9 protein-coding genes are annotated in these 12,839 nt (G+C 55.7%); 8 read left to right on the top strand and 1 reads right to left on the bottom strand.

The genetic code is table 11. The annotated features are described in order from the left end of the window. The first annotated feature begins 11 nt into the window (after positions 1–11). From P0D68_RS03640 to P0D68_RS03665, 6 genes are all read left to right on the top strand, one after another. A complete protein-coding gene (locus tag P0D68_RS03640; protein ID WP_408468032.1) occupies positions 12–974 on the top strand; it encodes an SOS response-associated peptidase family protein in 963 nt (320 codons plus the stop codon). Positions 975–1,197: 223 nt separating this feature from the next. Then, positions 1,198–1,470 (top strand): hypothetical protein, encoded by a 273-nt coding sequence (locus P0D68_RS03645; protein ID WP_408468033.1) that lies wholly within the window; start codon positions 1,198–1,200, stop codon positions 1,468–1,470. A 252-nt stretch (positions 1,471–1,722) separates the two neighbouring features. Further along, complete coding sequence (locus P0D68_RS03650) at positions 1,723–2,280, top strand: hypothetical protein (protein ID WP_408468034.1); 558 nt, start codon at positions 1,723–1,725, stop codon at positions 2,278–2,280. 161 nt (positions 2,281–2,441) lie between these two features. Beyond that, the gene (locus tag P0D68_RS03655) at positions 2,442–3,380 is read left to right on the top strand and encodes an H-NS family nucleoid-associated regulatory protein (RefSeq protein ID WP_408468035.1); all 939 of its coding nucleotides are present in this window, start codon (positions 2,442–2,444) and stop codon (positions 3,378–3,380) included. 253 nt (positions 3,381–3,633) lie between these two features. Further along, positions 3,634–7,536, top strand: coding sequence for an NACHT domain-containing protein (locus tag P0D68_RS03660; protein WP_408468036.1), 3,903 nt, complete (start codon positions 3,634–3,636; stop codon positions 7,534–7,536). Between the two features lie 197 nt (positions 7,537–7,733). Then, positions 7,734–9,572 carry an ATP-dependent nuclease gene (locus P0D68_RS03665; protein WP_408468037.1) on the top strand — a complete coding sequence of 613 codons (1,839 nt, stop codon included), beginning with the start codon at positions 7,734–7,736 and terminating at the stop codon, positions 9,570–9,572. Positions 9,573–9,863: 291 nt separating this feature from the next. Here the strand turns inward: P0D68_RS03665 and P0D68_RS03670 are convergent, their stop codons facing one another. Then, positions 9,864–10,790: a DUF2971 domain-containing protein gene (locus P0D68_RS03670; protein ID WP_408468038.1), complete on the bottom strand. Its 927-nt coding sequence runs from the start codon at positions 10,788–10,790 to the stop codon at positions 9,864–9,866. Between the two features lie 328 nt (positions 10,791–11,118). On the opposite strand from P0D68_RS03670, the gene P0D68_RS03675 reads away from it, so the two are divergent. Together P0D68_RS03675 and P0D68_RS03680 are read left to right on the top strand one after the other, a co-directional pair. After that, complete coding sequence (locus P0D68_RS03675) at positions 11,119–12,039, top strand: HNH endonuclease (protein WP_408468039.1); 921 nt, start codon at positions 11,119–11,121, stop codon at positions 12,037–12,039. Positions 12,040–12,129: 90 nt separating this feature from the next. Beyond that, complete coding sequence (locus tag P0D68_RS03680) at positions 12,130–12,792, top strand: HNH endonuclease signature motif containing protein (RefSeq protein WP_408468040.1); 663 nt, start codon at positions 12,130–12,132, stop codon at positions 12,790–12,792. The last annotated feature ends 47 nt before the right edge of the window (positions 12,793–12,839 follow it).

Raw genomic sequence — 12,839 nt, forward strand, 5'->3', positions numbered from 1 at the left:
TGGAGGTCAAGGTGTGTTACTCGGCTCAAATCAAGGCGGATTATCAGAGGTTTGTGCGCACCTTTGGCGCGTTGATGGATATTGCAGAATTCACTCGCCTGTTCTTCGAGCGTGCTGAAGGTGTTAGCAGAGCCAAGGTACCCAAGGCGATGGAAGACGCCTTCAGGTCTCCGCAAACTGAGGCCGAACGCGAAATCAAAGTCCTTATCGACCGGTTCAACGCTGACCAGACAACCAAACTTGAACAAGACTTGTTCAAGCAGCGTAAGCGCTTGGCAGACGCTGAGCGGACTCTGCAGACGAAGGTGACCAAAGCCGCGACAGAGAGTCAGCGTATCGCCACTGACAAGATTGCATGGACCCGGAGCAAGCTTGATGACATACAGCGGACCGAGCCCAAACCGCGCGACTCGCGCATTTTCCCCGGTCACTATGCGCCCGTGATGGTCATTGAAGACGGTCAGCTCATTGTAAAGCCTATGCGTTACCAATGCCGGATTGCTGGCAAGCCCGCTTCCTACGACGTGAAATACCCCGGCACGTACAACGCTCGCCGCGATAATCTCGAAGGTTTTTGGCGCCCGTGTTTCGGGTACACGCACGGCGTGATGCTCGTCGATGTGTTTTACGAGAATGTGAGCAAAGCGAAGTTCGAGGGTACTTTGCGAGAAACGCATGAGAAAGATGAAAACATCGTTCTAGAGTTTCGTCCCAGTAACGGGCAATTGATGCATGTCGCTTGTCTATGGTCACGCTGGTCGGCTCCCGGCCAGCCGGACTTGCTGTCATTTGCAGCCATCACGGACGAGCCGCCGGAGGAAGTCGCGGCGGCAGGCCACGACCGATGCATCATTCCCATCAAGCCGGAAAACATTGATGCGTGGCTCAATCCAGTTCCCAAGAATCTGGATGCAATGTATGCGATTCTTGATGACAGGGACCGACCGTACTACGAGCATCGACTTGCGGCATAGTGAATAGTCGGGCGAACATCAATGGTGGCGGGGACGGTGCGACGCTGCGCACATCGGTAGCTGCGGCACTCGCCGCAGTGTCTTTGTGTTTGTCCCGTACTGACTTATTGTCGCACCCCAACGAACTGAATCGACGGCTCACTCGGATTTATTGCAATTCAGAGTCAGGTCGCGGAACACGGTGTTGCGCTAGACTGGCGTACGCAACGGGAAGGAGGTTTCGATGATACGCAAGACGCTCAATGCCTCGCGACTTCAGCAGGAGGTCGACCGGCGAATCCATCGACTGCAGGCAATCGTCGAGGATGGCGTGAAGATTCGTGTGCCAAGGCCGCAACTGCAGGAGCCGGATAAGACAGGCTGTAACTGGAACATGACCCACTTCGGAAACGCCGTCGGCTTCGACCGCGACATCGAGGAGGTCCTGAAGGCCGTGCGTACAGAATATAACCTCAGTACTGAGGTGAAAGAAACTGGCAACCCGTTCAGCGACTAGCTTGCCGGGAACGTTCGACAGATTGATGCACATCTACTTTTCATACAACTCGGTTCCCGAGCTCACCTCCGTTCCTCGCGCTGAGCGCAAGGCTGTCATACGGGCGGCTGCCCGCTCCCTTGCGGCGACAGCAGAAGGACGCAGTCAATTCCGGTTGTTCCTCGGATGGCTTTTCTTTGCTGCGGTGTCTTCTGCCTTCTTTATTAGCCAAGCCAGCACCAAACTTCCGGGCGGGTCTGTCACCATCGTTACTTGCGTAATCTGGTAGCTGCCACAGCTTGCGCGACGCTGCTTGCCGCCTGCATTCCCACCGATATCGTGCTAGCTCCAAACGAGGCGAGTGCCCGTGTGCGCTTCCGTTTCGTCGGAAACGGTGTTGATAATGTGCTTCAATACACTCCCGGAAAGGAATGTCACTTCAAGATGGACCCGGCCACCCGGTCGCTCGCAAATATCACATATGCGCAGAACGGATTGAATCTGAATGCGGCAATGTCTCCGCCACCAAAGCTCGACATGCCAAATGACATCCCGGACGTATCGAAACTCACCTACTCAGAGGTGCGGGTCCGGGCAGGAGTTGCCTTGGAGTTCGGTTCACAGTGGTCGGCCGGGCGCGGATATGTGATGTACAGCTCGGCCAAATTCGTACGGTTCACCCCCGAGGCCTCTGCCGATTACGAAGTCACGACAGGGGCCGACATCGGAAGGGCGATGGAGCTCACTGTGACCCAGCTGAAAGTTGTTGATGGTCATATCGAGCGTCTGCCTGTAGCGGCCATAACCGTACCGGCATGCAAGAGTTTATAGTCAGGCTGGCACGCTTTCAGCCTCCTCGATGGTCCCGTGACAGTGGCGAGCCCTGAGCGGTGAGGGCAGGCGCCGAAGTAGCAGAATCTCAAGCATTTCGCCGTAGCCCTTTACCTTTCACCCGTGGCATATTGCGACCACATTTATGAGGAGGCCACTCAATGGCAACGACATTGGAAGCAATTACAGCGCGAATGAAGAAGCTCCAAGCACAGGCCGATGCGCTTGCGACCAAGGAAACGGCGAAGGTCTTAAAGACCATTCATGAATTGATGGCAAAGCACGGCCTGACCGCTGCTGACATTGATGCGCACGCTGGCGGCAAGCAGCGCGCGAAACACGCGGCGGCAAAGACCGCCGCGAAGCCCGCTACGTCTGTTGCCAAATACCGGGACCCGAAAAGCGGCGCAGCGTGGTCTGGACACGGTCGGGCACCTGGGTGGATTGCAAGCGCGAAGAACCGGGACAAATTCTTGGTTAGCCTAAGTACACCGGCGGCGGCGAAGCCTGCTCCTATCGGCCAAGCGAAGGCCGCTGGCAATTACATCCGCGGCCCGCAGCCGGCGCTTTATCGTGACCCCAAGAGTGGCGCGACATGGAGCGGCCGCGGACGAGCGCCGGCGTGGATTGTTGATGCCAAAAACCGGATTAAGTTTTTGATTGCAGGTGGCGCTAAAGCAACTGTTGCGACGACCGCAGATGTTCTGAGCAAGACGAAGACTGCGGTGAAGAAGGCCTCGAAGGCAGTTGGTGCGACCTCTACCAAGGGTCAGCCGAAAGGTCCGCAGCCGGCTAAATATCGCGACCCGAAGTCCGGCGCGACCTGGAGCGGACGCGGTCCGGCTCCGGCGTGGCTAGCCGGTGCGAAAGACCGAGCGAAGTTTCTGATTGTTGGCGCCAGTGCGGCGGCCGATGCGAAACCGGCGGTCACGAAGGCTGTTGCGAAGAAGGCCCCGACTGCGAAGAAAACTGCTGCGAAGAAGGCCGTGAGCGCGAAGGTTCCGGCTAAGAAGGCGCCGGCGAAAAAAGCGCCGCGCAAGAGCGTGGCCGAGCCCACTCCATTGGCCACAGTCGAGTACGGCGCCGAGTTAACGAGCTAAACGTAGTTGTCAGATACCCGGTGGACCAGCGATTCTCTGGTTCCACCGGGTACACCAAGCCGAGAAGTTTTATTGCACCTGTCCTGCCTGACGTTCCGCGGCGTGCTGTTGACCGGCTTCGATGTTGCGAGCTGGGGAAGTTGTGCAAGCAACAGCAAAGCAATTTTGCGTATCATTGAAAGGGTTTCGGGGCCATCAGCAAAGTGGCGGGAAATCAGGAGTTACTCAATCAGACCGCACGGGCGTCCGCGAAATGACCAGCCATACAATTTCTTCGTTTGGTCCAAGACCACATCCGTGGACGCTAGCTGAAGAAGTAGCGGCGAGACAAGCGATTGCCTCGCTGCGTGGTTACGTCTATCAGGTCCATGCCTCGCTGGCCTCGTGGATGCGCCTCCCAGCAGATGGCGAGTTACATCTAGAGGTTGCCGAAGACTATGCGGAGTTATTGACTTCATGTGACGAAAGTGAGCAGATTCTCCGAGCCGTACAGGTCAAAGATACCCGCGAGTCGGGCTCTATTACGCTCAATACGGCCGATGTCCTTAAAGCTGTAGAAACGCTCTTTTCGCTCCAGGAAAGCAACCCAGGGCGGCAGATATTCCTGACGTTTCTAACGACGTCATCCATTGGAAAGGAACTCAAGAATCCGCTTTCCAGCGGAACCCCGGCTCTCGAACTTTGGCCCATCGCGGCAAACGGCGGAGATGCAACGGAGTTGCGCGAAGCACTTCGCGCGCGATTTACCGAGGGGAAACTCGCTGACTTTCTTGGACGTTGTTCGGTGGCCGAACTTCGAGGCCGTTTGTTGACTCGGTTGACATTTGCATGCGGTCAGCCGTCGTGGGAGCGACTCGAAGCGGAAGGACGTGAGTACTTAGCCAGCATTCGAAATGAGGTTCGTGCGGAGATTACCGCAGCCCGAAGAGCTTACGACGTGCTTTTAGCCGCTGTACTTCGACAGGCTTTGCAACTCAAGTCGCGCATGTTAGACCGCCAGACGTTCCTCGATGCTTTTCTTGAGGCAACCGCAGTCGCCGTACCCTCTCAACAGTTTATAGACCTGACCGATGAGGTGTTACGTTCAAGGACGATAACTGCCAGGCCTCTGCCGCTGTCAATGTCCCACGTCCTTGATTTTGCTTCAATAGCCAGTGCGGCAAGGAAACTACGTGATAACGGTCGACCGCCAACGCTACTGGCACTCTTTCCTGATGCATCGCCTCGCGTGCGAGATGCGTTGGACAGGCTTTCCGAATGTGAGCGATGGGTAGTTAGCGACGCCGCCACGAGCTCAAAGCAGCCCGAGCGACTGAAGCTTCCAGACCTTTTGCAGCGTCAAGAACTGCACCATCTCGTCTACGCCGGGCCCGGAGCTGGGAAAAGCCATGCGCTGTCGCGGGTGGCGACGAGTCTACTTGGACAGGCAGACGGAACGGGCTGGCTTTCTGCAGCTACGGACGGCGCGTGCGAAGGAAGCATGAACTCGGAGGTCTCTGCAAATTTTGGAATCGACGACAGAATGCCACTCCTGCTTCCCGTAGGAGGCGTCAAAACCGCCGATGAAGTCCTGCAGCAACTTCAAACGCTCCTACCTGCAGCCAATTTAGATGAGGTGCTACGTAGCCCGCGCGTTTGCATATTGCTGGACGGCTGGTCGGAGTTTGCGACCGGAGAGCATTTCTCGCAGCGTGCGAACCTTCTCCGTACTCTGGCGGGCGCTAGGGTTGTTGCATGTGCTCGGCATCGAGACACGAGTGACACATCGTTCAAGTGCTGGACTCTCGAACGGCTCGAACCGGTACAAATTCGCGCAACGGTCGAGCAAGCTTTCGACGGTTCGTGGACACTTAGTGACGATATGGTGGACCTCCTTCGGTTACCTCTCATCCTATCGCTCTACCTCCTTCTGGGCGGGTCGATGGCAACAACCGGCGACCTCATGGCACATTTTCACCGGCACCTCTCCAAGAATGCACCAGAGCAATTCGAAGCTGCGCTTTCGGATGCGGTTTCGGTGCTTTCGCTTTCGGGAGAACGGTCGTATAACAAGTTTGTCTCAGCGCTGCGCAATGCCGCTGTCGCGCGCGGGATAGTCGAGCCCCTATCCGTCTTGCGGCAGCTCGGAACAATTACTCAGCGTGGAAGCGTCACGGTCGCGGTGCACGACCTCTACTGGAGTTGGCTCGCGGGTGTGGGATATTTGCGTGAATCGCGGGTCGACCGTGCCGTCCTTCAACTGGAGACACGCGAGAGCTTAACCCTCGCCCTGCAGTCTGGAGAATTTGTCGAGACTTCCGCTGTATCGTCGACCGTCATTGCGGACGCGTCACTGGCTGCGACGCTCGACTCGTGTCTTGGGCGTGCGTCAATGGAGCCATATCTCTCCTCGAAGCTACATTCGATGTTTGAGCACCCGTATCTTTCGGTCCGATACCGTGCCGCCATTGCAGGTATGCGCTCAGGGAGAGCGACTTATATTGGAAAAGCGCTCGACGTCATCAATCAGCTGGCGAGTGCGAATCTTTACGTCCCCGAGATTGTCGACGCTCTTAATTCCGAAAGCCTGTTCGCAAACAGAGCTGCGCTCGGCAAATGGCTTGGGGGCCCAGGAACCCAGACGTTTATTGAAGCAATTTCGAGCGTCGGGGACCCAAAGTGGGTACCGTGGCTAGAGCAGATGTTCCATGGAGGTCTGCTTGAACCGAATCTGGCGCTGGCGGCAGCGTTAGCTTGCGACAAAGGAATACCACAGTGGGGCGTCACACACTTGGCGAGCCTGGTTTCGACATCGCCATACCTCCTCAGATTCGCCTGTGACAAAGGAGTTAACCACGAGCTCGCGCTCTGGTTGGCGAAAAACTATCCGCAAACACCGGACACCTCAATCGGGGCTTGGTTCCAGGCTAATCGCATCTTAATTTCGTGCGGCGATGACACGGTTTTCGAGGAACTGCTTCTGCGTTTTTCCTCCATGACAACGCGCGCTCAAGAATTGCTCGGAATGGCTGTGCCGGAGCTTGGAGCCGTCTGGGTCGCTCGGTTCCAGAAGCTCGCGTTCGGGGAGCCTGGCGCAAAACACCACCATCGCTTAGCTGAAACTCTCAGCCTTGAGGTAGATGATGTAACCGCGCGCGAATGGATAGCGCGTGGCTATTATCTTTCCGGCTGGAAGGTCTTAGTTGCCCGTCATGGGCATAGCGTGTTACCTGAATTGATTGCACAGCTGCCAGCTTCCTTCGGCGGGCAGCCGCAGGTAATCGCTCTCGAAGCCATTGCTTTTCTCGACGACGCGCCCGAATCGCTTCTCACGGAGTTGAACTCAAGGCTGTTCAACGAGGCGAGTCAGCGCCTTGGCATTATGCCCAAGGTCGGAGAGTCCCTTATATTCGTGGCAGCAAAGGTCAAGAGACTCGGGATGGCGTGGCTCATCGGCCAAATCTTGCGCAACCCGAACATCTTCGGGGGCTATCACGCCAAACTGGTACTGAAAGAGTACATGTCCTGGAAGAAGGAAACTGGGCAGACGTTGACTCTCGAACCAACGATGGGTCAGATTTCCTTCGAGCGTTGGTATGCCCATGTACGTTTTGTGTCGAGCTGGGATGAGCACATGTCGCCAGATGCGCTCCGATTTGTTCCTGACGCGGCAGTTGAGGCCGTCCTTGGACCATTCGCCAACGACGACGAAAAGACTGAGAAAATTCTATCGCGCCTCGATGGGTTGTCGGCGTATAACGCTGCGCTCTTTGAGAGGATGATTGCGGGCGCACGTTTGGCCCGGTTGATTCTGCAGATATTCGTCAATGTGTTGACCTCATTCCCACCGAATCAGATGTTGCGTCTCGTTCAGTCAGACCATTTGGAACCAGACGTGCTGTTTCACGGGCTGAAAACTGTCAATGACGTGTCGTTTGAAAAGACGCATTTGCTCCTAGCGAAACGGGTTATCGACGCCCCATTTAATCTGCATAACATCCGTTCCATGGCAGATATGTTGCGAAGTTACTCACGAGAGACTCTGTTCTCGTTCTTTCAGCCGCTGCTCTCTCCGGATGGTGTGGCGGAGAGCGATAACCTGCACTGGTTGCTACGCGAGACCGGTAACGCTCGGCGTGAATTGCTGGTTGATGAGCAAGGAAAGTGGCTACATTAGCCTTAAAGTTTCTGCGGGCGTGTCCGTATTATTCCGCAAGCAACGTTGTTTTTGCCACTGTTGGGTACTGAGAGAGCTGTACCTGAGGCTTTGTTTTGTGACAGGTGAGATAACCCTAAAGCACTACGCATAGCTGAGACTGCGCTCACAATTGGCACCGTTGGCGACCGTAAATATGGGTTATATGGAGGCGAGACATGCGGCTACGTCGATTTGAGATTCGCAATTTTAAGTGTATCGAATACGCATGTCTTGAATGGGATGACATGCTTGTCCTCATCGGCGAGAACAATGTTGGGAAATCTTCGGTCCTGTCGGCGATGTCCACATTCCTGAGTGGGAGCGCCATCAGAGAATTATCACTGTTTCGAAGACACCAAGCAGAAGAGCCGCACGCCATTGAACTGATTGGACACTTCGATGATTTGAGCGACGAAGAGAGGAGCCAAGGCGCTGTCCGCGGGCGTATGAACGGCGACCGATGGGTGTTAAAGAAGAAATATTGGTACGAGGCGGGGAATGATGGAGAGACTGGCGGCTGGAAGGAGCAGCTCTTTTCCTATTCAAACACGGAGCGGTTCAATGATTGGCCAGAGGCCGACAACACCTGGGCCGCTTTCCCTGCTGAATATCAGGCCGTGATTGAGACTTTGCCGAACCGGGGCGGCCGCCCAACTGCGGCACTGAAGGATGCCCTCAGGGCGGCGGTCCGGGAACAGAAGCCGGAGCTAATCAGGCAGGACGGCCCAGACTGGGTGGCAAATCCAGGCGGCGGCGGAAACTGGAAGAGCAATGCGAATTCAATCCTTCCACGACCGATACTGGTCAAGGCCGTTCAGGAGGCCAGCGACGAAACCAACGCTAAGGACGCGTCGACTTTCGGGAAGCTCGTGAACCTTATCGTGGAACGAAGTCTGATGCAACGTCCTGAGATGGCGCGTCTCCAAGCGGCTTTTGAAGATGTACTCGCGTTGTTTCGACCGGATGACGCCAACCCTCAGCGCCAAGCTCAAGAGGTTCGAGACCTACAAGACCGGATTAACAGAAGCTTGAACGAGGTCGTGGGAGGGCAGGCGGTAATTCGCACCGAAGCGCCAGAAGCGCGCTCCATGGTGCTCCCCTCTACTTCATTGGTAATCCGTGACGTGCATGCCGGAATCGAGACTGAAGTTGGGCATCAGGGACACGGTCTGCAACGAACGCTAGTCATTACGCTCCTGCAACAGCTTGCGGACGCTCAAGCAGTCGCCGGCCCTGGCGCTGTTAACGGGCCGCGTCGAGCAATTATCCTTCTTGTCGAAGAGCCCGAACTCTATCTTCATCCGCAAATGGAGCGGTTGATGAGGGACGTATTGCAAAAGCTGGCTTCCCAAGGCGGGACGCAGGTAGCATGCTGTACGCACTCACCAATCTTCTTGGACATCGCCGGCAACTACCGCGCCATTGTCCGGATGTTCAAGACGGACCAAGGCGACACGGCGCTCGGTCAGGTAACGCAGGACCTATTTCCTGGCGCTCCTCACCAAGCGGACAGGCAGCGCTTGAACACCGTGGCACGGTTCGACCCAACAGTTAACGAATTGTTCTTCGCGAAATGTGTTGTGCTGATGGAGGAGTTCAGTGCCATTGCGGCCGTCGAAAGAGCAGCCGAACTTATGGGACTTTTTGACCGGCATCAGCGCCTTCGGCGCGAAGTTGCATTGATAGACTGCAACGGCAAGCAAAACATTGTCGCGTTTCTGCGGGTGCTCAACGCGTTCCGCATTCCCTATCGCGTGCTGCATGACGAAGACCCGGGTAACGCGGCGGCGCAAGCCGAAAACGGAAAGATTCTTGCACTATTGCCGAACGGGGCAGCACAGGTACATATGGTATCTCCAGACCTCGAGGGGCTGTTAGGCTATCAGGCGCCAGGCAAGAATAAGCCTTATACCGCCGTCCACACTGTCGAGACCCTGCACGCACGGGGAGCATTACCGCAGGCGTTCAAAGACGCCGTATGTGTCGCTTACTTTGGCAGCGCCGTTGAGCCGTGACATTTCCGATATACGAGCCAGTTCCTAACCTCCGGTCGGAGGAGAATGAGACGGCTCACCGGAGAGGCTCGACGTGACCTTGGCGAGGCTACATAGCTCTACGGGTCGGTTTCGCGGATTGACGCTGTTTGAGAATTTGCTGGTGATAGAGATTCGCGCAACACTTTAGTGTCTGGCGTCGGCGAACGGAAATGGTCCGCGTGAGAGCGCGGACCAGCGCCTGCCGTAAAGTGCTCGGATAGCCCGCGAGAGCGCACAGCGTTTCGTAGCCGAGCATCTGGTTGGGCGGCGCTACACCAGTCGACGCCCAGAAATCTTTCCGGTTGCCGTCAATGGGTCAAATTCGAAGTCGTCACTGGCGAAGTGTTCTGACTCGCGTATCCCGAAGGCAGCAATTTCCAATCCATCGAGCTGGTAGCGGCCGAGCTTGAAACCGTCGGTGCGCGGCGTGACCCTGTAAAACCTCGGGTCTTCCCTGGAATCTTCGAAAAGCTTTGCTATCGTCGTGACGATTGCGACGTCGCAGCGCAGTCCAAAGTGGACTGCACGGATACGAAACGGCCGGTCTTGCGCCCCATTTATTTGAGACACAGCGCGCCACTCACGCTCATAGCGCCACTGAGACGCCTTCGCGAAGAAGTACTGGTTGAAAATTTTCTTCTCCGCCACCGACGAGCGCTTAATCAGCCACTGATGCAGGTCACTGACGTGTATAAATCGGCTCGAGCGGTAGTTGACCGGCCCAAGGACTTTGCACCGGTGGTCGTCAGTCTCATACTCAATGCAGATTCCGCGATGCTCGTCGGCATAGTGACTCCACATGAGGGGGTTGTACCACCTGGACGCCATCGACAGAACACCGTAATCCTTGAACTGCGCTTTAAGGTGTACATCGATGTCGCGGACCATGTCGCGCAAGTAGCTCGCGGTCCCATCGCCGTCATCGTCGTGCCTGCCATGCTCCGTTGCGCTATAGCGGTAGCTGGCCATCGCTTGGGCCGCGCGCTCTCTGCCCATCTGCTTCAATGCAACTGCCTTCCAGAGACGCTCGACCTCACGCCACTCGACATCGACGTGCACCTGAGGGTTGCAGTCGAACGGGTCATTGAAAGTGGAAGGCTTCGCGAAAAAAACCTCCGCCTGGCTGAACATCCGTAAAGTCGTCGTGCTGAACGAACGATATTTGAAGAGTTTGGCTGGAGGGAACTGGGCGTTCATTGAAATTTAAGAAGTGAGGAAGCACGCCGCCGACGGTACCCGCCGAGAACGGCCGGGCTGCCTCATTGTATTCGCAACGAGGCTCACTGTACGCAAGGATTCGCCCGATGTCTCAAGGTACGATTGGGAGCCTGGAGTGTGAGCCGTCCGCCGGAAATCTGCGAGTGTGAGGTAAGGGAGAAGACGCAGAGCGCCGCAACACAACAAATGAGAGCCGTGACTCCTCATCGACCGCGGTGACAAACGCATTCAAGGCTAAAATTACTGCGCTGCTTTGCAGCCAGTCGCTGCAATCGGGCCTCGCTGCCCCTTCATAACGCACTAGAAAATGACGACCTTACAAGAACTCAAGCCAACGACAAAGCAACTCGTCAGAGACATCACCGAACGCCTCGGCATCGAAATGACGACGCAGTACGACTGGTGTTTCAGCAATCCGGATGGTCCATACCTCGTCAACATCTGGCACGACGGCATGTTCGAGGAGAATGATGAAATCTACTTCGTCGACAGGGCGTCAGACTGGGCCGAAAAGAATATCGATACGGCCACGCCAGTTCAGCTAAATAGAGCAGCCGCAGTGTCGGCGCTTATTCATACAGCATACTATCGAAAGGCACCGCTTCACGTAGCCATTCTCGACGGTATTCGTCGAACCGTTGGGATTCGCGAGACCAGTGAAGCGCATCAGAGAGAACTTGACTCGGTTCTTTGGTATCCCCATCACAAGGACGAGAACCGTCGGATTGTAGTCGTCAGAGGAAAGCCACAACCGCAGAACATTGACCCTTATGCGGAAGAGGAAGAGCATCAGAGGCAGGTTAAAGTACCTACCGCACGACCACCGAAGAAAATTGAAGTTTCAGCCACTGCGATTTACGAACGGGACTCAGAGGTCGTCAAGGCAGTAAAGCGACGGGCCGCCGACGGACACTGCGAACTGTGCGGCCAGGAAGGCTTTAAAACCGCGAACGGAAGGTATTATCTTGAGGCACATCATGTTATTCCGCTGAATTGCGGCGGTCGCGATGACATCCGAAATGTTGTGGCAATCTGCGCCAACGACCATAGACGGGCACATTTTGGTGAGGAGCGGCATGACCTCCGTGACGGGCTTATTTGGAATGTGCTTGCTAGCTACTATCCCGAAGACGAAGAGTTCCTTGAGGAGCTGGATGAAAAGTCTCGCCAACTCCGACACAGCGACGCTGCGCAACGCAAACTCGAGGACAACCGGGTAGAAAGCTGAGAGTGACCGGCGAGCTCGCGTCACCAAGCCACGTCGGCGCTAACGGTAAAAAGATACAAATAACACTGACTGAACGCACCAAGGTTTGTTATGGATACGAAAGCGACGGAAGAAAATAGTAAATCGGAAGATGAGGTAGGGCCAAAAAGCCGTAAAGCGATTGCGGTGGCGACAAAGCGGGAGGTTCTTACTGAGGCAGGATATACATGCGCGAACCCGGGGTGTCGCACACTCTTGTTCGAACTTCACCACATCACGTATGTGGAGAACGGCGGCAAGGACACTGCGGACAATCTAATCGCGCTTTGCCCCAACTGTCACACACGGGTTCACAGGAAGGAGATTCATGCAGAATCCGTTCGCGCTTGGAAGGTCATGGTTGTGGCAGTGAGCCGGGCATGGACAAGGGAAACAGCAAACGCTCTACTTTTCTTGGATGGCCCACCCAGTAACGACTTGGTGCTCACGGGCGATGGTGTTGTTCGCTTCGCCGACCTAATCGTCTCTGGTCTCGCTCAGGTAGTATCCCGCGATGACTTTGTCGGAGAAGGGATGTCTCCGATTCCTATAGAGCCGAGTTTCAGGATGCAGTTTCATGCATCTGAGTTGGCGAAGAGAGCGTACTCCGTGCGTCTCACCGAAAAGGGAGCTTTACTAGCGAAAGCATGGAAGGAGGGAAGCGTCGAGCGAATCACATCGGTACTCGGAGCCATTGAAGGAAAAAGTTCTGCCGAGCAGGTATCGGAAGACTAAAAAATGTAATCTAACAATGCCCCAATCCAGAGTGAGACGGGCTCCAA

Origin of the sequence: Paraburkholderia sp. RL17-380-BIE-A (assembly GCF_046028085.1) — a bacterium.
GTDB lineage: Bacteria > Pseudomonadota > Gammaproteobacteria > Burkholderiales > Burkholderiaceae > Paraburkholderia.